General features: G+C 58.0%; 18 protein-coding genes and 1 pseudogene. 9 read left to right on the forward strand and 10 right to left on the reverse strand.

Annotation, left to right across the window (positions count from 1 at the left end; genetic code table 11):
* The first annotated feature begins 217 nt into the window (after window positions 1–217).
* Window positions 218–1,576, forward strand: coding sequence for a glutathione-disulfide reductase (gorA, locus tag KW839_RS08740; protein ID WP_218424074.1), 1,359 nt, complete (start codon window positions 218–220; stop codon window positions 1,574–1,576).
* On the opposite strand, the gene KW839_RS08745 is transcribed toward gorA, so the two are convergent.
* Window positions 1,573–2,583 (reverse strand): DNA-binding protein, encoded by a 1,011-nt coding sequence (locus KW839_RS08745; protein ID WP_218424075.1) that lies wholly within the window; start codon window positions 2,581–2,583, stop codon window positions 1,573–1,575. The two genes, gorA and KW839_RS08745, sit on opposite strands and share 4 nt — an antisense overlap.
* A 753-nt stretch (window positions 2,584–3,336) precedes the next feature.
* On the opposite strand from KW839_RS08745, the gene KW839_RS08750 reads away from it, so the two are divergent.
* From KW839_RS08750 to ahpF, 3 genes are all read left to right on the forward strand, one after another.
* Window positions 3,337–4,308, forward strand: a complete 972-nt coding sequence (locus KW839_RS08750) for a site-specific integrase (protein WP_218424076.1) — start codon at window positions 3,337–3,339, stop codon at window positions 4,306–4,308.
* 105 nt (window positions 4,309–4,413) lie between these two features.
* Complete coding sequence (gene ahpC / locus KW839_RS08755; RefSeq protein WP_007975937.1) at window positions 4,414–4,977, forward strand: alkyl hydroperoxide reductase subunit C; 564 nt, start codon at window positions 4,414–4,416, stop codon at window positions 4,975–4,977.
* 129 nt (window positions 4,978–5,106) lie between these two features.
* Window positions 5,107–6,669, forward strand: coding sequence for an alkyl hydroperoxide reductase subunit F (gene ahpF, locus KW839_RS08760; RefSeq protein WP_218424077.1), 1,563 nt, complete (start codon window positions 5,107–5,109; stop codon window positions 6,667–6,669).
* A gap of 208 nt (window positions 6,670–6,877) precedes the next feature.
* Here ahpF and gloA read toward each other — a convergent pair whose 3' ends face one another.
* Window positions 6,878–7,399, reverse strand: coding sequence for a lactoylglutathione lyase (gloA, locus tag KW839_RS08765; RefSeq protein ID WP_060542875.1), 522 nt, complete (start codon window positions 7,397–7,399; stop codon window positions 6,878–6,880).
* A 144-nt stretch (window positions 7,400–7,543) separates the two neighbouring features.
* Here gloA and KW839_RS08770 point away from each other — a divergent pair, with 144 nt between their 5' ends.
* On the forward strand, window positions 7,544–8,062 hold the full coding sequence (locus KW839_RS08770) for a DUF4946 domain-containing protein (protein WP_218424078.1): 519 nt from the start codon (window positions 7,544–7,546) through the stop codon (window positions 8,060–8,062).
* Window positions 8,063–8,229: 167 nt separating this feature from the next.
* Here the strand turns inward: KW839_RS08770 and KW839_RS08775 are convergent, their stop codons facing one another.
* The gene (locus tag KW839_RS08775) at window positions 8,230–8,592 is read right to left on the reverse strand and encodes a histone-like nucleoid-structuring protein, MvaT/MvaU family (RefSeq protein WP_060542877.1); all 363 of its coding nucleotides are present in this window, start codon (window positions 8,590–8,592) and stop codon (window positions 8,230–8,232) included.
* Between the two features lie 231 nt (window positions 8,593–8,823).
* On the reverse strand, window positions 8,824–10,356 hold the full coding sequence (locus tag KW839_RS08780; RefSeq protein WP_218424079.1) for an EAL domain-containing protein: 1,533 nt from the start codon (window positions 10,354–10,356) through the stop codon (window positions 8,824–8,826).
* Between the two features lie 409 nt (window positions 10,357–10,765).
* Between KW839_RS08780 and hppD the strand changes: the two genes are divergently transcribed.
* Window positions 10,766–11,842, forward strand: coding sequence for a 4-hydroxyphenylpyruvate dioxygenase (gene hppD, locus KW839_RS08785; protein WP_060542879.1), 1,077 nt, complete (start codon window positions 10,766–10,768; stop codon window positions 11,840–11,842).
* A gap of 125 nt (window positions 11,843–11,967) precedes the next feature.
* Here the strand turns inward: hppD and rarD are convergent, their stop codons facing one another.
* On the reverse strand, window positions 11,968–12,849 hold the full coding sequence (gene rarD, locus KW839_RS08790) for an EamA family transporter RarD (protein ID WP_218424080.1): 882 nt from the start codon (window positions 12,847–12,849) through the stop codon (window positions 11,968–11,970).
* 427 nt (window positions 12,850–13,276) lie between these two features.
* Window positions 13,277–13,878 (reverse strand): annotated as a pseudogene (locus KW839_RS08795) (aldo/keto reductase).
* A 345-nt stretch (window positions 13,879–14,223) separates the two neighbouring features.
* Between KW839_RS08795 and KW839_RS08800 the strand changes: the two are divergent.
* The 3 genes from KW839_RS08800 to KW839_RS08810 all read left to right on the forward strand — a co-directional run bounded on the left by KW839_RS08800 (window position 14,224) and on the right by KW839_RS08810 (window position 20,291).
* Window positions 14,224–16,230 carry a hypothetical protein gene (locus KW839_RS08800; protein WP_218424081.1) on the forward strand — a complete coding sequence of 669 codons (2,007 nt, stop codon included), beginning with the start codon at window positions 14,224–14,226 and terminating at the stop codon, window positions 16,228–16,230.
* Between the two features lie 212 nt (window positions 16,231–16,442).
* Window positions 16,443–18,659: an autotransporter outer membrane beta-barrel domain-containing protein gene (locus KW839_RS08805; RefSeq protein WP_218424082.1), complete on the forward strand. Its 2,217-nt coding sequence runs from the start codon at window positions 16,443–16,445 to the stop codon at window positions 18,657–18,659.
* Between the two features lie 132 nt (window positions 18,660–18,791).
* Window positions 18,792–20,291, forward strand: a complete 1,500-nt coding sequence (locus tag KW839_RS08810; protein WP_218424083.1) for a hypothetical protein — start codon at window positions 18,792–18,794, stop codon at window positions 20,289–20,291.
* A gap of 45 nt (window positions 20,292–20,336) precedes the next feature.
* Here the strand turns inward: KW839_RS08810 and KW839_RS08815 are convergent, their stop codons facing one another.
* The 4 genes from KW839_RS08815 to KW839_RS08830 form a co-directional block, all read right to left on the reverse strand.
* The gene (locus KW839_RS08815; RefSeq protein ID WP_218424084.1) at window positions 20,337–21,437 is read right to left on the reverse strand and encodes a fimbrial protein; all 1,101 of its coding nucleotides are present in this window, start codon (window positions 21,435–21,437) and stop codon (window positions 20,337–20,339) included.
* Between the two features lie 70 nt (window positions 21,438–21,507).
* Window positions 21,508–24,027, reverse strand: a complete 2,520-nt coding sequence (locus KW839_RS08820) for a fimbria/pilus outer membrane usher protein (protein WP_218424085.1) — start codon at window positions 24,025–24,027, stop codon at window positions 21,508–21,510.
* Window positions 24,028–24,044: 17 nt separating this feature from the next.
* On the reverse strand, window positions 24,045–24,806 hold the full coding sequence (locus tag KW839_RS08825; RefSeq protein WP_218424086.1) for a molecular chaperone: 762 nt from the start codon (window positions 24,804–24,806) through the stop codon (window positions 24,045–24,047).
* 95 nt (window positions 24,807–24,901) lie between these two features.
* Complete coding sequence (locus KW839_RS08830) at window positions 24,902–25,450, reverse strand: fimbrial protein (RefSeq protein WP_060542887.1); 549 nt, start codon at window positions 25,448–25,450, stop codon at window positions 24,902–24,904.
* Window positions 25,451–25,483 lie beyond the last annotated feature (33 nt).

Raw genomic sequence — 25,483 nt, forward strand, 5'->3', positions numbered from 1 at the left:
GCTGGCGATGCGGGATTGAGCTTTGTGTTGTCCTTTCGGGCCTCATCGCTGGCAAGCCAGGCTCCTACAGGTGTTGCGATATCCCGGTTTCGCCCTGCGACTTCGAATTTGCAGGGGCTTATTTCACCTCGCGAATCCCACGCCCCGCGCATTTGAGCACAACGCTTGCTCAGCGGCCGTGCGCAGGTATGCTGTTGGCCTGCCGAGGAGATTGAAAATGGCCTACGATTTTGACCTTTATGTGATTGGTGCCGGTTCCGGCGGGGTGCGGGCTGCGCGGTTTGCTGCCGGGTTTGGTGCGAAAGTGGCGGTGGCCGAGAGCCGTTACCTGGGCGGGACCTGTGTGAACGTCGGTTGCGTGCCGAAGAAACTGCTGGTGTACGGTGCGCACTTTGCCGACGACTTCGAGCAGGCCTCGGGTTTTGGCTGGAGCCTGGACGAGGCGCAGTTCGACTGGGCGACGCTGATCGCCAACAAGGATCGCGAGATCAATCGCCTCAATGGCATTTATCGCAACCTGCTGGTCAACAGTGGCGTCACGCTGCATGAGGGTCATGCCAAAATTGTTGACCCGCATACCGTCGAGATCAATGGCGAGCGCCACAGCGCCAAACACATTCTGATCGCCACCGGTGGCTGGCCGCAGATTCCCGATATTGCGGGGCACGAGCACGCGATCAGTTCCAATCAGGCGTTCTTCCTCAAAGAGTTGCCCAAGCGTGTGTTGGTGGTGGGCGGTGGCTACATCGCCGTCGAGTTCGCCGGCATCTTCCACGGTTTGGGCGCCGAGACCACATTGCTCTATCGCGGTGAGTTGTTCCTGCGCGGCTTCGACGGCTCGGTGCGCAAGCATTTGCAGCAAGAGCTGGCCCGGCGTGGCATGGACTTGCAATTCAATGCCGATATCGCGCGCATCGACAAGCAGGCTGACGGCAGCTTGAAAGCTACCCTCAAGGACGGGCGCGTGCTGGAAGCGGATTGTATTTTCTACGCCACTGGCCGGCGTCCGATGCTGGACAACCTCGGGCTGGAAAACACCGGTGTGAAGCTCGACAAGAAGGGCTTTGTCGAAGTCGATGAGCTGTATCAGACCGCTGAACCATCGATCCTCGCCCTGGGTGATGTGATCGGGCGCGTGCAATTGACGCCGGTGGCGCTGGCCGAAGGCATGGCGGTGGCACGGCGTCTGTTCAAGCCGGAGCAGTATCGTCCGGTGGATTACAAAATGATCCCGACGGCCGTGTTCAGTCTGCCGAACATCGGCACCGTTGGTTTGACCGAGGAGGAGGCTCGGGAAGCTGGCCACGAAGTGCAGCTTTTCGAAAGCAGCTTCCGGCCGATGAAGCTGACCCTGACCGAGTGCCAGGAGCGCACGTTGATGAAACTGGTGGTGGATGCCAAGACCGACAAGGTCCTGGGTTGCCACATGGTTGGCCCGGAGGCCGGTGAGATCGTTCAGGGACTGGCAATTGCCTTGAAGGCCGGCGCGACCAAGCGCCACTTCGACGAAACCATCGGCGTACACCCGACGGCCGCCGAAGAGTTCGTCACCATGCGCACGCCGGTCGCCGGTTAATCGCCTTTGGCTGTGTCTGGCGTTGCCGCAACGGCAGCGGCCAGGCGCACGCTTTCTTCCAGGTCTGCCTGGGCCTTGGTCAGCTCGGTTTCCAGCGCCTTGTTCAGCTGCGACTGCTCGTCGACATTCTGTTTGAGTGCCTGGCTTTCCAGCAGGGCGACGCGCAAGCGTTCCTGGAGGAGGGTGCGTTCGCCGTCGACCCGGGTGGTCTGTTCCAGTAGCTGATCCTGGCGGGCGTGGCTTTGCTTGAGCTGTTCGTGCAGTGAGCTCAACTCGCGCAGGGTGCCGCGGTTTTCCGTCAGCAGGCGCTCGTTGTCGCGATGCAGTTGGGTGATTTCGTCCTGGCGCACCAGGGCGCTCTGCTGTGACTGACGCAACTCCATCTGCAGCTGCTGAACCTGGCCTTCATGGCGACTGATTTCCTGTTCGCGCTGTTCCTTCACCGCATTGCGATAGTGCTCCAGGGCATCGCGGGCATGCAGATGCTTTTCCTCAAGGGAGCGGATCTGCTCGTCCTTGTCTTGCAGGCGTAGTTCGAAATCGGCCAGTGCCTGATTCAGCCCGGCGTTGCGGGTCTGCTCGGTCTGCAGCATCGAGCGGGTGTCCTGCAGTGCGTCGGATTCCTGGGCCAGCGCCAGGCTTTGAAACTCGTACTGCTGCTGCAGCTCAGTGTTGGCGTCCTGTGCTTCGGTGAGGCTGGTTTCCAGTGCCTTGCGTTGTTGTTCGAACTGCGTGCAGGCCTGGTCGATGGGTTCCTGTGCCTGCTCCTTGAGCCGTTGGGCGAGCCTTGCGACCAGCGCCAGCAACTCGTCATCAATGGGTTCGGAGGGTGTTTCGGTGCGTTCGATGCTGTCGTCCAGCTCTTTGAGATAGCGATGGATCGTGGTTTTCGAACCGGTATTGCCCATCTCGATCCGCACGGCGTCGATGCTGGGGTTATCGCCGCGGGCGAGGATCGCCAACCGGGCCGCTTGAACTACCGCTTTATTTACACCACCGCGAGCCATGGGGTCTCCTACGATTTAATACTGTGGTACATACCACTGATATACACATTGTACCATTGAATTGAATAAGTTAAATGCTCGATGATACTGACACGGGATATACTGGTATTACCACGTGTGAAGGTGGTTTTGATACGTTTTTGGCACAAGTGGTCCCCTGTAGGAGCGAGCATGCTCGCGAAAAACCAGAGAGCACCGCGGGCATTCAGGAAGCCCGCGTTATCGTTGGCGTCCATCGCGAGCGTGCTCGCTCCTACAATTCAACGCGGTCCTTGTAGGAACGAGCACGCTCGCGAAAAACCAGAGAGCACCGCGGGCATTCAGGAAGCCCGCGTTATCGTTGACGTCCATCGCGAGCGTGCTCGCTCCTACAGTTCAACGCGGTCCTTGTAGGAGCGAGCATGCTCGCGAAGAACCAGAGAGCACCGTGGGCATTCAGGAGACCCGTGTCATCGTTGACGTCCATCGCGAGCGTGCTCGCTCCTACAGTTCAACGCGGTCCTTGTAGGAGCGAGCATGCTCGCGAAAAACCAGAGAGCACCGCGGGCATTCAGAACGCCCGTGTCATCGTTAACGCCCATCGCGAGCGTGCTCGCTCCTACAGTTCAACGCGGTCCTTGTAGGAGCGAGCATGCTCGCGAAAAACCAGAGAGCCCCGTGGGCATTCAGGAGACCCGCGTTATCGTTGACGTCCATCGCGAGCCTGCTCGCTCCTACAGTTCGCCAATTTGTAACTAGTCAGAAGGTATTTCCATGAGCGACCTCAATCGTTACCTGCAAGCCGCCACTCGCGACAACACCCGGCGTAGCTACAGGGCAGCTATTGAGCATTTCGAAGTGACCTGGGGTGGTTTTCTGCCGGCTACTGGCGACAGTGTGGCGCGCTACCTGGTGGCCCATGCCGGGGTGTTGTCGATCAACACGTTGAAGCTACGGTTGTCGGCGCTGGCGCAGTGGCATAACAGTCAGGGGTTTGCCGATCCGACCAAGGCGCCGCTGGTGCGCAAGGTGTTCAAAGGCATCCGTGCGCTGCATCCGGCGCAGGAGAAACAGGCGCAACCTCTGCAACTTCAACATTTGGAGCAGGTGGTCAACTGGTTGGAGCAGGAGGCGCAAACTGCCCGGACTCAGGGCGATCGCCCCGCACTGTTGCGCGCCAGGCGGGACACCGCATTAATCCTGCTAGGTTTCTGGCGGGGCTTTCGCAGCGATGAGTTGTGCCGGCTGCAAATCGAGCACGTTCAAGCCAGCGCCGGCGCGGGGACCACCCTCTACCTGCCGCGCAGCAAGAGTGATCGCGAGAACCTTGGCAAGACTTATCAGACGCCGGCGCTGCAGCGCTTGTGCCCCGTGCAGGCCTACATCGAATGGATCAACGAGGCGGCACTGGTGCGCGGCCCGGTGTTTCGTGGCATTGACCGTTGGGGGCATCTGAGCGAGGAGAGCTTGCACGCCAATAGCGTGATACCGCTGTTGCGTCAGGCCCTGGGGCGCGCTGGAATCGCGGGCGAACTCTATACCAGCCACTCCCTGCGTCGTGGATTCGCCACTTGGGCGCACCAAAGCGGCTGGGATCTGAAATCGTTGATGAGTTATGTGGGCTGGAAGGACATGAAGTCCGCCATGCGTTACATCGAAACCAATCCGTTCCTGGGCATGGCGCTGCGCGCAGAAAAGCCGGTCGCGCCCGAGATACCGAATTCTTCTATTAATACTGTCGGCTAATAGCGAAAACAAATCAGCGGCATGAGGTTTGCCAATGAGCCTTGCGTTCGTCGAGTGGGTAAAGTTCTCTCCATCAACTTCTTAACCCCTGACGGAGAGTCAACGATGCCTATCATCAACAGCCAAGTTAAACCGTTCAAAGCTGATGCATTCAAAAACGGCGACTTCGTAAAAGTCTCGGACGCTGACCTCAAAGGCAAGTGGTCTGTGGTGTTCTTCTACCCGGCCGACTTCACCTTCGTATGCCCGACCGAGCTGGAAGACCTGGCTGACAACTACGACGCTTTCCAGAAACTGGGCGTCGAGATCTACAGCGTTTCCACCGACACTCACTTCGCCCACGCTGCCTGGCACAACACTTCGCCAGCCATCGGCAAGATCCAGTACACCATGATCGGCGACCCAACCCACGCCATCTCGCGCAACTTCGACGTGCTGATCGAAGAGGCTGGCCTGGCGGATCGTGGCACCTTCGTAATCAACCCGGAAGGCCAGATCAAGATCGTTGAACTGAACGATGGCGGTGTAGGCCGTGACGCTTCCGAGCTGCTGCGCAAGATCAAGGCTGCCCAGTACGTCGCTGCTCACCCGGGTCAGGTTTGCCCAGCCAAGTGGAAAGAAGGCGAGGCCACTCTGGCTCCGTCCCTGGACCTGGTCGGCAAGATCTAAGTCTGTGACGCGCTTCATCAGGGCGGACTTCCGCACCTTCTAAGCAAGCTGCACCGCCCAATAAAAACGCCCGGGCGAGATTCGCTCGGGCGTTTTTTTATGTCTGTGAATACAAAGGAAATCGCCCGTATGTTGGACGCCAATCTTAAAGCCCAGTTGAAATCGTACCTGGAACGGGTCACCCGGCCGATCGAGATCGTTGCCTCCCTCGACGACGGTGCGAAATCCCGGGAAATGCTCGAACTGTTGAAAGACGTTGCCAGTCTTTCCACCCAGATTACTTTGCTCGACAACGGTGACGACGCACGCAAGCCATCGTTCTCGATCAGCCGCCCCGGTGCCGATATCAGCCTGCGTTTCGCCGGCATCCCGATGGGCCATGAATTCACATCCCTGGTGCTGGCCCTGCTGCAAGTCGGCGGTCATCCATCGAAAGCCAGTGTTGAAGTGATCGAGCAGATCCGCTCGCTCAAGGGTGAGTTCAACTTCGAGACGTACTTCTCGCTGTCCTGCCAGAACTGCCCGGACGTTGTCCAGGCGCTGAACCTGATGGCGGTGCTGAACCCGAACATCCGTCACGTGGCCATCGACGGCGCGCTGTTTCAGGCAGAAGTCGACGAGCGCCAGATCATGGCGGTGCCGAGCATCTACCTCAACGGCGTGAACTTCGGCCAGGGCCGCATGGGCCTGGAAGAAATTCTCGCCAAAATCGACACCAGCGGAATCGAGCGTCAGGCTGAAAAAATCAGTGCCAAGGAAGCCTTTGACGTACTGGTTGTCGGCGGTGGCCCGGCCGGTGCTTCGGCGGCGATCTATGCAGCCCGTAAAGGCATTCGTACCGGTGTGGCGGCTGAGCGTTTTGGTGGGCAGGTGCTCGACACCATGGCCATCGAGAACTTCATCTCTGTACAGGAAACCGAAGGGCCGAAACTGGCCGTTGCGCTGGAAGAGCACGTCAAACAGTACGACGTGGACATCATGAATCTGCAGCGTGCCGATAAGTTGGTGCCAGGCAAAGAAGGTGAGTTGCACGTAGTCCACTTCGCCAGCGGTGCGCAATTGAAAGCCAAGACTGTCATCCTGGCGACCGGTGCACGCTGGCGTGAAATGAACGTGCCTGGCGAACAGCAATACCGCAACAAGGGCGTTGCATACTGCCCGCACTGCGACGGTCCACTGTTCAAGGGCAAGCGCGTGGCGGTGATTGGCGGCGGCAACTCCGGCGTCGAAGCGGCCATCGACCTGGCCGGTATCGTGTCCCACGTGACGCTGCTGGAGTATGACGTTCAACTGCGTGCCGATGCGGTGTTGCAGCGCAAGTTGCACAGCCTGCCGAACGTGACCGTGATCACCAGCGCGCAAACCACCGAGGTGGTCGGCGACGGTCAGAAGGTCAACGGCCTGCGTTACAAGGATCGTCAGACTGACGAGCTGCGAAGTGTAGAACTTGAAGGGATCTTCGTGCAGATCGGTCTGCTGCCCAACACTGATTGGCTCAAAGGCACCATCGAGCTGTCACCCCGTGGTGAGATCATCGTCGATGCTCGCGGCGAAACCTCGGTGCCTGGTGTGTTCGCCGCCGGTGACGTGACCACTGTGCCGTACAAGCAGATCGTGATTGCGGTGGGCGAGGGCGCCAAGGCTTCCCTGAGTGCTTTCGATCACCTGATCCGGACGTCGGCACCGGCATAAAATCGGTAGCCGGAGACACAAAAAACCCATGAGAGATCATGGGTTTTTTGTGTCTGACACATTCCAAATGTGGGAGCGGGCTTGCTCGCGAAAAGCGCTGTGTCATCCAGCAGAGATGTTGGCCGACACTGCGCGTTCGCGAGCAAGCCCGTTCCCTCAGGGGATTTTTCTATGGTCGTTCCCGCGCGTGGCAATGATCCATCATGCTTTACAGCGGTGCTGGCTGAATGATCTCGACCCAGTAGGCGTCCGGGTCCTTGATGAACGCCAGGCTCTTCATGCGACCGTCGCTCAGGCGCTTCTGGAAATCGCAGCCCAGTGCCTCGAAGCGTTCGCACGCGGCAACGATGTCCGGTACCGAAATGCAGATGTGGCCGAAACCGCGCGGATCAGTGTTGCCATTGTGGTAGGCAAAGTCCGGATCGTTTTCGGTGCCGTGGTTGTGGGTCAGTTCGAGAATCCCGGGGATCGACTTCATCCACTCGGTACGCGCGGCGGCATCGGCCGGGATCTGGTTTTTGTCGACCAGCGCGAGGAAGTACAGGCTGAACTCGGCTTCCGGGAAATCGCGTTTTTCCACCAGCGAGAAACCCAGAATGCGCGTGTAGAAGTCCAGTGACCTGGTGATGTCCTTGACCCGCAGCATGGTGTGGTTGAAGACGAATTTCTGGGTGGCGGTGTCCGGTTGTGCGGTAACGCCCGGGAAGGTGTTCAATTCTTGCAGGCTCATGGGCCCTCCGGAAAATATGTGGGCTAACGAATGGTGACAATGATACGCAAGGGTTCCGACATCGCCAAACCCGAATGACCGGCTATTGCCTGACAGCCGGACGGGCCTCAGACTTTAGGCCTCAATCCGTAGGGGCCCGGTGCAATGTTCCGATTCTGTAAATCGTTGTTGGTCCTGGCAGGTGTACTTTCATTGGCCAGTGCCGCTTACGCAGATGCGCCAGTCATGACCTGGCCAGCCGGCTGGCAGGTTGAGACAGTTCCCGAAGCTGCTTCCGGCGTCAGCCGTCAGCGCGCGGTAAAAATTGATCAGGGCGCTACACCGGTCATGGTGATGGAGTTGACCATCAGTCAGGTGGAAAGCGGGCATCAGGTCAATCTGCAGGGTGTGTTGCTGGAAATGCGCAAATCCTTGCAAAAGGACTTCTTTCAAGGCGGATACCAGAGTGTTTGCACTCGAATTCATTCGACGATGTTGAGTCGCCTGGCTGCGCTGGAAACTACCTGCACCATCACGCAGAACGGCCAGCATGTGCTTTCTCAAACATTGGTCGCTGCGGTGGATGCCGATAAGGCCTATGTTCTTTCCTACGCCGGAAAAGCGCAGGATTATAAGGCGAGTCAGGATGAAATTGCGGCTGCGCGCAATAGCCTGAAACTTTAAAGCGGCGACAGTGTTTTGCGGGCTGGCAGCGGGGTTTTTAGATATTCAGAATGGATTAAGCAAATAGTTAGTCGGCAACCAGGTAGTTGATCGCTGCTGTTCGTTGCAATTAGATGCCATTCATGAAAAAGCCCTGCATCGGCAGGGCTTTTTTGTTCCAGCGAGTGTCAGCCGCGAAGCCAGGAATCCACGGTGCCTGCACCGTATTGTTCCTTCCAGGCTTTCAGGCCGCGGTGATTGCCGCCCTTGGTTTCAATCAGCTCGCCGGTGTGCGGGTTCTGATAGACCTTGACCACACGGGCGCGACGGGTTTTTGGTGCAGCCTGCTGCAGGCCGGATTTTGTCGGGTTCGGATCGAGAATGGCAATGATGTCACGCAGGCTTTTGCCGTAGGTTTTCATCAACCCCTGGAGTTTCTCTTCGAATTCGATTTCTTTCTTGAGCCCGGCATCGTTCTTCAGCGATTCCAGCTGCTTGAGCTGCTCTTGAAGGGCCTTTTCGGCTGCACGAAATTCAGCGAGTCTGGACAATATCTTTACTCCAATAGTGTGTTTGGCTGATACCAACCGCAAACAAAGCTATAAGCCAAGAGCCTTGAAGCGACCCGGTGACAGTGATTCACCTGCCAGTTTAGCGCTGGTATGAAAAATTGTAGTAGTTAATTGCTCAAGAGTAAATCCTGACATTTTCTTCATGTAACAACGGTGCTGTGTTGATTCCCATGGCTGGGGGTTATCGTTGTATGCCGGTTAAATGTTTAGTTAATGTTCACTTAATGCACTAATGAACTCCGCGCCGGGCATCGGTTTAGCGAACAGATAACCTTGCAGAAAGTTCACACCCCGATCACTCAGGTAATCACTTTGCTCAAGGGTTTCCACGCCTTCGGCGACCAGTGCCAGATCGAGCTTGCCCGCCAGTTCGATGATGCTGTCCAGTATGTGGCTGGAGGGGGTATCGATACCGATCATGGCCACGAAACTCTGATCGATTTTCAGGAAGTCCACATTGAACTGGCTCAGGTAACCAAGGCTCGAGTGACCCGTACCGAAGTCATCGATGGCGATCTTTATGCCCATTTCACGCAGTTGTTCGAACAGTTTACGGGTGGTGGCCGTAGGCTCGATCAGTTCGCGCTCGGTCAGCTCCAGTACCAGGTGGATCGACCCTTGAGTAAATGCGTCGAGAAACTCTTGGCAATCCTGAACCAGTTGCAAGTCCTGGCAGTGATTGGCGGTGATATTGATGCCGATATGAAGCGGCTTTTCGAATGAGGCGCTATGCGGCGCGAGGAGGGCGGCTGTCTGGCGCATCAGTGAGCGCGTCATTGGCACGATCAGCCCGGTGTGTTCAGCAAGCGGGATGAACAGGTCGGGACGCACCAGGCCTTCGGTTGGATGCTTCCAGCGCATCAGGACTTCAGCCCCCGACCAGCGCTTGCTGTCGCCATCAACAACGGGCTGGAAATACGGAATGAACTCCGCCGCATCCAGCGCCCGCTGCATTTCATGGGTCGGCGACACGGAACGCTTTTGCAGGAAATGCCCGATGAAACCTGCGATCACGCCAAAAAACAGCAGCAAGCTGAACAACGGCGGGTATTCGCTGGTCATGTAGCGCCAGGTTTCGCCTGAAGGAAAACCGGCCGACACGGAAAAGGCATAGCGTTGCGAGGTCAGATAGCTTTGCGCTACCGGCAGTCGGGGCAGGGCAGTGTCATGAAATACACCGTCGGCCGACAACCAGTTCTTGCCGACTTGCAGTTGCAGTAAAGTCTTGCGTCCAATCAGGCGCAGTACGTTAGCCAGGTGGTAGCCATCAAGGGTCGCCAGGGCGCCTTTTTTGCCTTCGCTGAGCCTATACACCAGCAGCGCCGTGTTGGGCGTGACCGGGTTGCCGTTCATCAGCCATAACGCCCCCTGGGTGTAGTCACCGGGGTTGACCTTCTCCTCAATGTCACCGAACAGCGAACTGCAATAGATGATGTCCTCCCACACCAGATTGGTCGAACGCACGAACGGGCGGCGGGTGACCTGTTCGCGCAGGGGCAGTTTGACGTCGTTGCAACTCTGGCCGGCGAGTGGCAGTAACTCGTGTGCGGCCTGAGCGGTGTTATCGAGCATCAGTTCGATCTGGCGAATCGCGTCCTCGGCAGTTTGTGCGCTGCTTTGCTCCAGGGTGCGCTCTGCCTGCATATGAAGAATGAAAGACCCGAGCAACACCGGGAGCAATCCGCTGATCAGAGTGCCAGCCATTCTGGTGCGGCGATGGCGGGTCTTGGCTTTGAGTGGCATTCGCGAAACCTGAGGCGGTGAAGTAGGGCTCTCAAATGCTGGCAGGGCAGGGTGCCTCCCAAGAAGAGTTCGGTGATTGCCATGATAGATGGCCGACGGCGGTTTGGGGTTTTACGCTGTAACAAAGCGCTTGCGCGGTCATGGAAAAAGGGGATTTTATACAGAAGGCGGACAAACTGTTTTACGCTGTGTAGAATCGGGTTACGCATACAAGAATAAACGTCTTCTGGCAGCAGAAGCCTCGCCCGCAAGAGCCTTGGGTCGACAATGAAGATATTCGGGTTTCAACTGATCTACGGTGACTTTCTCGCCCGCAGTGTGCGGGGCATCTCCTGTGCGCCACCCACCGGTCTCAGCATTGCTAGCAACTGACATTTGTTAATTCCAAAAGCATGATGAGGCGCCGACCATGGCAGATTTATACGAAAACCCGATGGGCCTGATGGGCTTTGAGTTCATCGAGCTCGCATCGCCAACTCCCAATACCCTGGAGCCGATCTTCGAGATCATGGGCTTTACCAAGGTCGCAACCCACCGCTCCAAGGACGTGCACCTATATCGCCAGGGCGCGATCAACCTGATCCTCAACAACGAGCCGAACAGCGTTGCTTCGTACTTTGCTGCCGAACACGGCCCGTCGGTGTGCGGCATGGCATTCCGGGTCAAGGACTCGCAAAAAGCCTACAAGCGTGCCCTGGAACTCGGCGCCCAGCCGATCCACATCGAAACCGGCCCGATGGAGCTGAACCTCCCGGCGATCAAAGGCATTGGCGGCGCGCCGCTGTACCTGATCGACCGTTTCGGCGAAGGCAGCTCGATCTATGACATCGACTTCGTGTTCATTGAAGGCGTCGACCGTCACCCGGTCGGGGCGGGCCTGAAGATCATCGATCACCTGACCCACAACGTGTACCGCGGCCGCATGGCTTACTGGGCCAACTTCTACGAGAAGCTGTTCAACTTCCGCGAGATCCGTTACTTCGACATCAAGGGCGAGTACACCGGGCTGACCTCCAAGGCCATGACCGCACCCGATGGCATGATCCGCATCCCGCTCAACGAAGAGTCGTCCAAGGGCGCCGGGCAGATCGAAGAATTCCTGATGCAGTTCAACGGCGAAGGCATCCAGCACGTTGCCTTCCTGTCCGACGACCTGGTCAAGACCTGGGATCACCTGAAAAAGATCGGCATGCGCTTCATGACCGCGCCGCCCGATACCTACTACGAAATGCTTGAAGGCCGTCTGCCCAATCACGGAGAGCCAGTGGGTGAGTTGCAATCGCGGGGCATCCTGCTGGACGGTTCGTCGGAATCGGGTGACAAGCGCCTGCTGCTGCAGATCTTCTCGGAAACCCTGATGGGCCCGGTGTTCTTCGAGTTCATCCAGCGCAAGGGTGATGACGGTTTCGGCGAGGGCAACTTCAAGGCGTTGTTCGAATCGATCGAACGTGATCAGGTTCGCCGTGGTGTGTTGTCCACCGACTAAGCAGTCGCTGTCTTGAACTGTGGGAGCGGGCTTGCTCGCGAAGGCGGAGTGTCAGTGAGAAATCTACTGCCTGACACACCGCCTTCGCGAGCAAGCCCGCGCCCACATTTGTTTTTGTGTGTGGCCTACGGGCGGCGCTGTCGTATCAGATGCTTAAAGCCTTCAAAGACCAACACCAGTACGGCCATCCAGATCGGGATGTACGTCAGCCACTCGCCTTTCTTGATGCTCTCCCCGAGCAACAACGCCACGCCCAGCAGCAGCACCGGTTCGACATAGCTCAGCAGCCCGAACAGGCTGAACGGCAACAGTCGGCTGGCGATGATGTAGACCACCAGCGCCGACGCACTGATCACGCCCAGCATCGGGATCAGCAGCGATAACCACGGATGCTGCTCGAACACGCCGAAACCTTGCGCGCCACTGTGCACGAACCAGAAGGCCACGGGCAGCGTCAGTGCCATGTCCAGCCACAAACCGCCCAGGTTGTCCGCTGCCAGTCGTTTACGTAAAACGAAATAGGCCGGGTAACCAATGCAGACCAGCAGGGTCGCCCAAGAAAAACCACCAACCTGATACACCTCGTTGATCACCCCGAGGCAGGCGAATACCACGGCGATTTTTTGCAAGTACGAGAGGCGTTCGCCGTAGGCGATCCTACCGGTCAGGACCATGGTCAGGGGCAACAGGAAGTAGCCCAGGGATACGTCGAGGCTGTAGCCGTTGAGCGGCGCCCACATGAACAGCCACAGTTGCACGCCGAGCAGCGCCGAGGAGGCGACCAGGCCGGCCATCAATTTCCGGTTGGCGCTGACACGCCGGACAATCTCGACCACACGTTTCCATTCGCCGGACAGCACCATGAATACGGTCATGCAAGGCACGGTCAACAGCATGCGCCAGCCGAAAATCTCCACACCGCTCAACGGAGTCAGCAGTGAGGTGTAGTAGTACATGACGGCAAACAGCACCGAGGCTGAAACCGATAGAGCGATACCTTTAGACAAGCTGTCCTCGCGAAGCTGAAGGTGAAACGGGGTGCGGAGGATACGTGGTTTTCGTGTTGAATATTGGTCGGATGATCGATATTTTCAACATCTGCACAGGATTTTTAATCGTCGCCCCCTCACCCTAACCCTCTCCCGGGGGGAGAGGGGACTGACCGTGTCGTCGCAAGAAATTATGCGACCTGAAAGACCGGGTCGATTATGGTTTCGATGCAAAAAGTTCAGGCTCAAACATATTCCAAGCAGTACTCGGTCAATCACTCTCCCAGAAGAAGGGACTGACCGAGTCCTCTCAAGAAGTTCTGCGACCTGAAAAAATCGGGTCGATTATGGATTCGATAGAAAAATTTCAGGCTCAAACATATTTCAAGCAGTACTCGGTCAGTCCCCTCTCCCCCTGGGAGAGGGCTAGGGTGAGGGCTGGCACTCAAGCCGTACGCGATCTACGCCCCGACACGAAATGGCTCACATCATTGAACCCCGGCGTCGACGCATGCCCCGGTGTCACCAGCGAATCAATAAAGGCCTCGTCTTCTGCGCTGATGCGAACCGCTTGCGTCTTAGTGTAGGCATCCCACTGCTCTTCGGTGCGTGGACCAACAATGGCCGAAGTCACCGCACTGTTGTTCAACACCCAGGCAATGGCGAACTCGACAATGCCAACACCACGTTCCTGTGTGTACTGCTAATTCTGCCGGGCAATCTGTAGGGACGTTGTGGTCTTCGCGGTGCAGATATCGAGGTAGTCCGTGCCCAGACGCGTCAGGCTGGCCTCGATGCCGTTGAAAATGTGCTTGCGGCTCAGGCCGCTGCGGTTCGGCAGACCGTCGGCCAGTCCGAAGTCGACTTTCGTGGCCAGCACCCATTCCTGCCGGCGACTGGCGATGGCTGCGCCGACGATTTTCCTCGGAGCGGCCGTCGGAGTAGACATCGGCTGTGTCGATGAAGTTGATGCCAAGGTTCCAGGTTCCAGGCCTTGTCGATGCTCCGCAGGGAATCCTCGGTGCTGGTCTGTTTGCCGAACATCATGGTGCCCAGAGTCAGGGTGTAAACCGCTGCAGGAACGGGCGAGCGATGTGGCGCGGGTGTGGCGAGTGGCGAGTGGCGGTGGGTACCGTTCAGTTGCCAGTCGATCAGGTGCAACCCTGCGCAACCTCGATCTGCAATGCAAAAAAATCGGGGGGTACCTGTCAACTTTGACAGTATCGCTTTCTCTGCGTTGAGCGCTAAATTCCGCCAGAGGTCAGTTCGGCTTGCTGTGCAGCGGGTTTGCGAGGCTGTGCGTAGCGCCCATGTTTTCGACCGACGCTAAGGCCATGGCATGGCATGGCCATGGCTCCTACGGCTGCATTGGCGTGACAGGAGAGCAGGAACATGGCGACTGATTCGAACCGGCTGCAACGGCAGAAGGCAAGCACCGACTATTTGAAAATGCGCAACCAGCATCGGGCGAACATTGCCGATATGGTCATCGAGATCAAAGATGAGGATTACGCCGACAAGACGGCTGGCCTGCTGAATGGGCCGAAGCTGATTGATGGGCTGACGGTATACATTCCATCGTGGCCAAATCCTCCAGCGCCGAAGGAAACCGACAAAGTCACACTGTATCTGGATAACGGATCAGGGCGTTGGGACGAGGTGGGCTATCACGAGTTCACCAGACCGGCGGACGGTGGGCCCCTCCCGGAAACCTTCCCCTTTGCCATGACTATCGATACCAATGCTCTTCCGGACGACGCGACGTGCATATTGAAGTACATCAACCTCGATTACACGGACTGGGAGACTGAATCACAACAGACCACAGTCATTTGTGATCGGCTACCACCGTACAAGCATATTCCACCGAGCGAGTTGAAGCTCGTCGCTGATTATCTGGACGATGACAATCTTCCGGCTGGCGGTAACCTCAATGTTACGGTTCCCGGTTATCCGGACTGGAAACCTACTGATAAAATTGCCATCTATCTGGTGGATGCTGCAGCGATTCCCGAAGACCCGTCAGACGCCGAGTTGGTGTTTTTCGACAATGTCCCTGCCCCCGGCGTTAATGATACAACTGTGCAGATTCCCGCCGATAAAATCCGTGCTTTTGGCGACGCGGAGTGCGTATTTCTGTACGTATTGATCGATGCAGCACAAAACCCCAGTGCCGTATCGGTGCATAAAGCCGTGGGCCTCACTTTCGGGCCACTTCCCGAGAATTTAAAACCACCGAAAGTTCCCCAGGCCGACCCGGGGCCGTTGCTGATTGAGGACGTAGGGCGGGGCGTGAGTGTCTGGATCGATAAATACGATAACTGGAAGGCCGGTGACAAGGTTCGTGTGACATGGGGGGGCACTGAGATAGCGCCGGACCTCGACTTTCTCAACATGCTGACCATGGAAGTTCCTGTTCGACCTGCCGTACTCATGCTGGAGGAGTACGGGCAGACCACCACGGGTACCAAAACGACTGCGGTCAGTTATCAGATCTTTCGCAAGGGGCGCCCGTTTGGCCCCGAGTCCGCGAACTTTCCAGTCAACTTCGAGGTTCCGATTCCGTGGGTGCCCTGGCCTCCGGTGGATTGGCCTGATCCTGTTCATCCGTCACTGCTGGCAGGGGAAGTGAAGAACTTCGACGACAGCAGAACCAATGAACTGACCAGGGCCGATAAAGGCCAGAGCGCCAAATTCACTTTCACCTGGCACGCCACGGCGATCAATGACGATGTAGTCGATTGCTTCTGGGATGGTACCCCGGTTACCGAAGCGCAAGTCACTTTTGACGACTCAGTCCATACCGCGGGCGACCCCCATACTGTCACTATTCCCTGGAGCTACATCAAGGCAGGGGGAAACAACAAAGAGTTGCCTGTGCACTATCAAGTCCAGCGGCCCGGCGTGGAAAACGATCTGCATTCAGCACCCATCGACGTCGACGTCAACGCGATAGCGGTGGAGCTGCCCGCAGCAAGTTTCCCGAAAATCGACAACCCAACCGGTTACCCGGGCTGCCGGTCTCTGGAGCCCGACGGGGCCCTGAAAGTCCGGATACCCGACCTTACGGGGTTGCTCAACGCGGGGGACACCATCAGCTTCGTGTTCATCCCCATGATCGGCGACGATCTGGGCAGCCCTGAGAATCCAATTCCCGGTGTGAAGTTCGAAAAGGATTTTGTCCTGGGTGATTCCGCGTCCCCACTGACCGGCTTTGACTTTGATGTCACGCCTTACAGCACCTATATCAAGCCGCTATATGACCTGAATCCGAGTCGCAGAGGCCGGGCGAAGATCCAGTACTTCTTCGATGACGGAACGGAAGTGGTGGGATCTGCGGCGTTAGTCACCCGCACAGCATTCCATTCGCCTGCTGACGAGTGTCCGATTACACCTTAGTCGCCTTCCAGGCTCGGCACGGCTGTTTTCCATCCGTGCCGACGCTTGCCTATGTACGGGGTCATGCAGCTGTGAGGGAGAATTCTCCCGCTCTTTAGGATTACTCCTACATATCTGCTGTAGGAAAGTTCCTAAGATCGCCGGCTTTTCAGCAGCACGATCTGAACGGTGCCAATAGGTTGCCATTAGCCGCCAGACCCAGGAGCGACACCATGTACGTCAGTCACGCATTTTCAGTTTCACCACTCACACGGATGCTCAAACTTGCCATCTTCGCGCCGGCGCTGCTGATCAGCCCCTGCGCGCTGGCACTGTCGGTGGTTGAGGATGGCAATTCGCGCACGGTTGACGGCACGACAGTGGTAGACAGATGGCTGGTGCGGGATGCTTCAAGTCTGACCGCCAATAACGCTACGACCAATCAGATTCGTGCCGAGGCAGGTTCGACGCTGGTACTCAACAACTCGAAAACAACGGCCTTGGGTACCAGCAGCGGCGTTGAACTGTCCAACAGTGACGCCACGATCACCAACAAAAGCCGAGTGGTCAGCGATCGCACGGGGTTGCGCCTGATCGGCACGGTACGCGGTGGCTCCACTGCACGGGTCAGCGACAGCGAAATCATCGGCGGCCAGTTTGGCGCAAGCTTGAGCGCGCAATCGCAGCTGACACTGGAGTCCGGTACAACAGTCACTGCCACCAACGCAGATGGCATCGGCGTGCAGAGTTTCGGCGGCAAGGTTCGTGCTAGCGACAGCACTATCGTTGGCGGGCTCAATGGTGTCAGCCTGTACACCGCTGGCAATCTGCCGGCCGACAACGCGCTGATTCTCGATAAAAGCCATGTCGAAGGCCTGACGGGTTCGGCCATAATCGTCAATGGTCTGACCCAGACCAACACCGAACGGGCCAATATCGAAATCAACAATGGCTCCACGCTCAAGGGCGGCAATGGCACGCTGCTGGAGGTTATCAACGGTTCTTCGGCCAATTTCAAGGTCAATAACAGCCACCTGACTGGCGATATTGTTGTCGCCGATGGCAGCAGTGCCGACGTCTCGCTTGACCACCTGGCGACGCTGACCGGGCGCCTGGAAAATGTCGAGAACCTGGCGATCAGCAACGACGCCCGATGGATCATGGTCGAGGACGGTCAAGTACAGAACCTGACCTTGAACGGCGGGGGGGTGCAGTTCGGCAATCCGGGGCAGTTCTTCAAACTCTCGGTGGAAACCCTGGCGGGCGAGGGCGGCACGTTCTATATGCACAACGACTTCACCACGGGGCAGATCGATACCCTGACGGTGACAGGCAATGCCAGTGGCAACCATACCATTGCGCTCGACAGTCAAGGTACGGAACCGGTCGGGGCAGGTTCGACATCGGTGGTGCATATCGGCTCGGGCGACGCCACCTTTGCCCTCAAAGGGGGGGCGGTGGATCTGGGGGCTTTCTCTTATGACCTGATCAAACAGGGCGATAACGACTGGGTTCTGGACACCAGCAGCCGCGTCGTCAGCCCGGGCGCTCAATCGGTAATGGCGCTGTTCAACGCCGCTCCGACGGTGTGGTACGGCGAGCTCAGCACCCTGCGCTCACGCATGGGTGAGGTGCGAATGGATCACGGCAAGGCCGGTGGCTGGATCCGCGCCTATGGCAACAAATACGACGTCAGTGAAGGCTCCGGTGTTGCCTACAAGCAAACCCAGCAAGGCATTTCGTTTGGTGCCGACGCGCCGTTGCCCATGGGCGACGGCCAATGGCTGGTCGGTCTGCTGGGCGGTTACAGCAAGTCCGACCTGGACCTGAGTCGCGGTACCACTGGCGAAGTCGACAGTTACTACCTGGGTGCCTATACCACATGGCTGGATGAGGACAGCGGCTACTACTTCGATGGTGTGTTCAAGTACAACCGATTCCAGAGCGAATCCAGCGTACAACTCAGTGACGGGCAAAAAACCAAGGGTGATTACAACACCAATGGCGTCGGTGCTTCGCTGGAGTTTGGGCGGCATATCAGACTGGCCGAAAACTACTTCGTCGAGCCATACGCTCAACTGTCCGGCGTGATGATCGATGGCGCGAGTTACGACCTGGACAACGGTATGGCCGCCGATGGCGATCGTGCCCGTTCCTTGCTGGGTAAAGTCGGTACCACGGTTGGTCGCAACTTCACCTGGACCGAAGGCAAAACCCTGCAACCCTATCTGCGCGCCGCTTATGTGCATGAGTTCGCCAGCAACAGCGATGTTGAGATCAATGACAACAGCTTCAGCACCGACTTGTCGGGCTCTCGCGGCGAGTTGGGCGCGGGCGTAGCCATGGCGATGACCGACAAGGTATCGATGCACGTTGATCTGGAGTACAGCAACGGCGACAAGATCGAGCAGCCTTGGGGAGCGAACTTCGGCGTGCGTTACAACTGGTAGTCGAATGACTTGATGTCACCGGGCTGAGGGAAGCCGGTGTGCCGTGCATTCAATATTCTTTTTGTGAGGTGCGGGAGAGTTGCTCAGTAACGGGCACTCTCCTGCGCGTTATTTTGCTGAGGAGTCTTGTTCATGGTCGACAGTGCTTTTTCCCGCAATATCACCCTGCCAGAACCTGAGGTCGACGGGCTACTGGCCGATGTGCCGGGAGGGGAAACCAACCTGATTCCAGTGGCCCTGACCCATGACGACCTGAAGGTCTGGTTTACCGTGCCGCCTAACTCCGATCCTTCTCTGTCCATGGAAACGGTCGACCTGTTCGTCGACTACGTGGATGATACATCGGTCCCAATTGCAAAAAGGCAGTGGACCGCGCCCATCCAGGATTCAGACCGGTTCGTATGGTTACCCAAGGCATGGTTGGGCAATGAGCGCAATGAGGGGCGACACAGTTTGTCTTACCGGTTCACCGGTTATAATGGCGAACCAGACCACTCCGCAGATCTGGTGTTCACACTGGATATCACCGCCCCTGTTGTGCCAACCGGCAGCAAAGCAGTTTTTCCTCCCGCAGTCCTTCCCCCCTACAAACTTACCGCCCATTACCTTGATCTGAACGATGACGAAGTCGAGGTCAGCCTCCCTGATTATGCAACACCACGTCCGGGGGATCTCATTACCTGGTTTTGGGGGGGAACTCCCGGCAATCAGGATGAGGGCGGGGGGGTAGAACTCGATAAGGAAAATTATCTGGACCCGGTGGCCTTCACCATTGCGGGTGATTTGATTCGAGAACGTAAAGATGGATTGCGGTATGTGTGGTATGAGGTCCACGACCGTGCCGGTAATCGCAGCCGGCCCTCGGATGCGGTCGAACTGGACGTCGCAGCCACTCCGATACCCCGCACATTGCCTTGGCCCAGTGTTGAAAAAGCCGCGGGCACGGGGCAGCAGCAGACCCTGGACCCACTGCAGGCCGTTGCCGGCGGCATTGTGCAAGTCCCGGACGATGCCGTGATCTACCCTCAAGAACGGGTATTTGTGCAATGGGGTGAGCCCGAAACCCTGGGGGGGCGTCGGGTTAATCAGCCCATCATTCCAGGGCAACACCGCTATCAGATCGACATGCCAGCGGTGGCCGCTCATATCGGCAAAACCTTATCGGTGAGCTATGGCGTCATTGATGCGCGAGGGGTAGAACACCCCTCCATTGCGCGCAGGCTTTCAGTTCAAACCATCCCGAGTAACCGTTTCGAGGCGGTCAGATGCGACGGTCTTTCCGGTGGCAACCTGAGTTACAAAAACGTTGAAGCGGCAGGGGCACGGTTGACGCTGGCCAGATGGAGCATGATCACCACTGACCAATGGATCATGATCACCATGACAGGTGTGAACGCTTCGGGGCAGGATTCGGTGTTCGAAGCCGTCAGAAAGCGAGCTGTCACTGAACAGGAAACCCTGGCAGGCATTGGTTTCAGAACCGAGGTCAGGGTATCCAGGGCGTTTCTCAATGGGTTGCGGCGCAATGCGCCCTTAACGGGCAAGGTCTATGTGAGTTTCGATGGCGGGCAAACATGGCCGCCCTTGTCCGCCCCCAACTTCCCGCTGCTGCAATTGACATTCATCAATTAGTTACTAACGTCCTCCAGTCCTTGCGAACAAGGACCGGGGTGCGAGTTATTTGTAGGTCAGGGTAAAGCTCAGAGCCCCTTTGGCATCGCCAGGCCTGACGTTCGAGTTGGCATCAATCTGGTAGAAGCGCGCGGCAAAGTTAAGCGTCGTTTCTCCGCTGGTGATTTGCTGTATCGGCACTTCCGTGCTGAGTTCTATGGGTGTCGATTGGTCGCCCTTGAGTATCTGTATGCCGATTCCCTTGGCACCCGAGGCCGGTGTCAGCGTGAATACGCCGGGTATTGCCGGGGTGACTGGCGCTGACCCGCCGCTGCCTTCGAAGCGGATGTTCGCGGTGGCAATGTCAGGCGGGGTGTCGGCTGCGACACAGGCACTGAGGGTGATGTGGAAGGGTACGGCGGTGGTGGTATGTCCCGGTCGGGTAAAGTCGGCGAGGTTCCAGTCCCCCAGTTGTACAGGGTCGGCACTGACCCTGTTGCTGCCGCAATGAGCGTGTATGACCTGGCCCCTGAGTCCGACCCGAAAGCTCTTGCCCGGGATCCCTGAAAAATTACCGCTGAACAGTTCCTGTCCGTTGAAGTCCTGTGAGCCGGTGGGAATGGGGCCTGTCTTGATCAGCGTGATGAAATGATCCAGTCTCGAGAAGTTCAGCACTGCCGATCCCATGGGCTTTTGATGGTGGGCGCTGAAGGGGACGGTGGAGTCTCCCGTGTCGGGGGTGAACGCGTTAGTCGCTGAGTTATCGAAGGGGAACGCCAGTTCGAACCGCACACCCACACCTGGAATATTGGTGGGCAGCAGCGTATACGCCGCCCCATAGGCACCGGCAGCCAGGGGAATATTCTGAACCGGCGGTACGCTGGTTTGAGTGTTGAAGGTCAAACGCACACTGCCATCGTTATCACAGAGAATGTTCCGCCCTTCGGTGTTGGTGACTCTCATGAACTGCCGGTTACGGATGATGCTGCCAACAGGTGCATCTCGAGGGACGTAGACACTCCCCATATCCTGAGTGAAGGTCATGGTTCCCGCTCCGGCGGGGCCCCATTGGCAGGCATTGCTCGCCGCGACGGCGACGGAAAATTGCACCTGACACCCGGCTGCGATGCCCAGCAGTGCGGTCAAACAGCGCATGGAAGGTTTCATGGGGTTTCTCCTGGTTGGCCCGGGCAGGGCAGGGGCGTTGCCCCTGCAAGTGGTTGGGTCAAGGTTGCGATCAGCGACATGTCAGCTCCTGGATGCGATAGCCTTGAGCCTCTTCCATTTGCGCCGGGTCGATAGGCAACTGGCACCGAGGCTCGACCTGTTCGCCCCAGCTCACATCGAGCATCTGCGGTTCGACGCGGGTCGAGAGCAAAACCTGGCCCGCCTGACCGACCATGCCGATGACCGTCCCGTTTTCATCGCTCAGCTGAGCACCGAACGGCAATAGTTGCCCCTGGGCTGTTCGACCGGTGATGAGCAGGCGAGTGACAGTGCGAGCAGGGAAGGTGGCCTTGACCACGGCGCCCCGTGTGGGTATGACCTGGGTGGTGCCGTTATCGATTTCTACCTCGGGGCCCAACTGATCGGTTTGCAGCACCAGCTGATTGGCCCGATAGGGTCGCAGGTAGGGCGCCAGGGCATAGCCGCGTTCGTTGGTTTTGACGCCAACGGCATTCAATACGCCGACGCCGGCAATGCCTGGCACTTCCACCAACGCAGCGGTTTCTCCCAGATAAGGGCCTGCCTCGACGCCACCGGCATGCACCAGTAAAGCGCCACTGGCATTGAGCGAAACGTTCCGGTAGTCCTGGCTTTGAGTCACACCGGCACCGAAGCTGCCGAAAGCTGCCTGATAACCGAGCGAAAGTGCAGCCGACTGTTGCTGACTGTCTTCACGGGAGACCGACGCCTGGTAATTCAAACGGCTCTGATCAGTATTGCCGCTGAGGGTGGCCCGCTGGGTGAATTGATCGCCGTTTTTCTGGGTGTCGAACGTTGCATTGGCCGAGTGGCCGATATCGAGCGGCATTGAGATGCTCAAGCCAATCTGTCGGTCATTGCCCCGGGATGAATTGAGCGACTGCGCGGCGAACAGGTTGAAGCTCACCTGTTCGTAACGGGTACTGGCGTTGAGCTGATACTGACGTTGTGTGTTGCTGCTCTGCCAATAATCCTGCTGTGACAGTGTCAGACTCAAAGCACTGCTGGCACCTATATTCTGATAGATGGAGGCCTCAAGCCGGCTACGGCGGCTGCCGTACCAATCCGAGTCGTGGCTTCGCTGGCGTACGGCCTCATCGAAATCCCGATAGCCTTCTGTCGAGTAGCGATAGCCGGCGAAGCGCAGGTTGGTCCTGGACGCGAAGGACTTGCCATACTTGAGCGCATAACTCATGCCCTGCACGTGCTGTGAATCCTGGGTGTCGATATCGGCGCCGGAACGGGTGACGTCCAGTGCAAGGGCGCCGAGCTGGCCCAGATCCCGAGCGACGCCCAGGGTGCCGGCCCGGTAGAAATCGCTGGCCATCAGGCCTCCATACAAGGTCACATCCCACGCGGTCCCCATGGCCAGGGTGCCTTGCCAGAGCAGTGGATCTGCCAGGTCCTGCGCGCCGTTATAGCGCCCCAGGGCCGCACTGTAGCGCCACACACCCTCGCGTAGCAGGTTGCCGATGGTCGCGAACGACTGGGTAAAGCGCCTGACCTGACCGTCCGCCTCCGTCAAAACGATGTCCAGTTCGCCGCTACCACCGTTGGTGCTCAGGTCATCGATTTCATAGGGGCCCGCGCTCACATAGGTGGTGTAGATGGGATAGCCGTTCTGAAAGATTTCAAGCTTGGCGCGCGTTTGCGCGACGCCGCGAATGATCGGCGCATAACCTTGCAGGACATCCGGCAGCATGCCCATATCCGAACCAATCAGAGCCCCTTTGATGGGCAAGCTCCTGAACACATCACCACTGGTAAAGGTTTCACCCAGTGTCAGGTTGGCATGGGTGCCCGGCAGATCGCGCTGCGCGTAGGCATAGGCTCGGGTCCATTCACGCTGGCCGTCTTCGTTCTGACGCAATGACTGGTTACTGCGCAAGCGCCACGGACCCAGATTGACGCCGCCATTGAGGTACAGATCGTCGGTGTTCTGGCGGCCGCGATAGCGACTGCTGCCTTGCTGCGCCGACGCCTGGTAGCTGACGAAGGCGGCATTGATGCCGTGATCCCAGCGCTCGGGGTCGATCCGGCCGAACACATCACGGCGCATGGCGATTTGAGGGATGGAAATGGCCAGCAGCAGCTGGCTGCCATCGAAGTCGATTTGCGCGCCGGGGATCAGCGCCAGCAGATCAACACACTGGGTTGTGAGTAATTCGGGGTTGGCGATGCTGTCGAGTCGTACCCCCATCTGATCCAGAAGTTCGGCCGACAGGCAGGGGATCAGTTGGCTACCGTCGGGACTTGGGATGAACTCGATTTCACGCTGGCCAAAGTCTATCAGGTTGACCTGAGTGCCAACCCGATAGCGCCCCGCTCCCAAATCATGGGTTTGGCTCAGCGCCTGCAGCGCTTGCTGGCCGGCGCTCACGGCATGATCGGGGCTCTGGCGTAAAAAGCCGGATTGAAATTCAAGCGCAGGTGCTGGTTGCGCGGGATTTTCCTGCGCGAGAATGGTGCTGCTGTAGCCCACTACAAACAAATGAACGAGGTACCGCCGTGCAGGTGCACGTCGGCACGGCAATGAAAGAGGGAAGGTCATGCTCCGGATACTCTGTCTCACGGGGTGACCTGAATCGGCAGAGTCAGCGCGGTGGATGAACCGCCGTAATCGTTGATGACCGAGAATTCGATCTGCGCTCCCGGCGCGGGTGCTGCACCGGTGACTGCAAAGGTCTGCCGGGACATCGGCGCGACCATCTCGGCGTTCTCAATCATCTGCTCGCGGCCATTGCCATTGCCCTTGACTGCGAGGCGAAGGAACGTCACGTGGAAGGGGGACGGGTTGTACACCTCCAGTTGCGCTTTACCGCCTGCCTGCCTGGTTGACCACTGCAGATCTTTGAGGCGGGACATGGGGGTGTCCTTGAGCTCGCTTGGGCGATAAAACAGTTTTATGCGGGTGCGCAGGGCAATGTTCAGTACATTGCCGGCGTCCGGGTCGACCTGTGGGATTTCCTGAACATTGAAATAGAACAATGATTCACGATCCGTCGGCAGATCGTTGGGCAGGCCATTGATCTGCACGTGTTGTTCCTTGCCCGGGTTCAGCCGGAACAGCGGCGGCGAGGGCATGAACGGCACGGCTGTGGTCGTATCATCGGCGGCGGTGTTGACCCAGGTTTGTACGGCGTAAGTCCGCTCGCTGGGGTTGGCGACAATCAATGACGTGCTGCGTTTGCTGCTGTCGAACACTACACGCGTCCCGCTCAGGGTCAGGGCGGCCTGGGCGGCGGGAATGCTGGACGCCAGCATGATCGCAGTCATGCAGGCGCCAAGGGCGGGCCGGGAAGCGGCCGCCCGCTTGATCAAACCGAGCATGGTTGAATACCTTTTTTCGGATGTAACAGGCTGCAAGGCAGCACTGAGTGCCCTCCCTGGCGACGTGAGCGGCCAGGAGGGCGGGGGCGGGGGGGTTATCTGATGTCGACGATGAAGTCTATTTGCGCCGAGGCTACGCCGGCTTCCACCGCCGTGGCCGTGGAGCGGTAGTACGCATCGAAACGCATGTCGCTGGAGCCGGTCTCATTCAGGTCGTATTCAACCGAACTGCCACCTGGCGCGATCGAGGCGCCGCTTTTGTCCCTGAGTACGATGACCACGTTCTTGGCGCCGTCCGCGTCAGGGGTGACGGCAAAGTAGGAGTTCGAAGGGTCCGCCCTGCCAGTGAAGGTGACACTACCTTTGCCGCCAACAGCAACGCCGCAAGCGACTCCGTCCTTCACGCGAAGGGCAAAGGATTTGCCACTGAGTTCCTGGCCCGCACCGGTAAAGCGGCTGGCCTCAAGGCTGCCCATTTTCACCTGATTGCCGATTGAGCCGTCCTCGGGGTTGACGACTTCAATCGGGCAGGTGCTGGCGGTGATCTTGCCTTCGAAGTTGATGTTGCCGGTGTTGGCGAACGCCGAAGTGCCGGCGATGCCGGCAGCCAGACCGAGGGAAAGTGCAAGTAGCGACTTTTTCAAAACGTTGATCCTTGTTTGTTTAAACAGTGCGGG

It is taken from the genome of Pseudomonas sp. PDM31, assembly GCF_019218965.1.
Taxonomy (GTDB): Bacteria; Pseudomonadota; Gammaproteobacteria; order Pseudomonadales; family Pseudomonadaceae; genus Aquipseudomonas.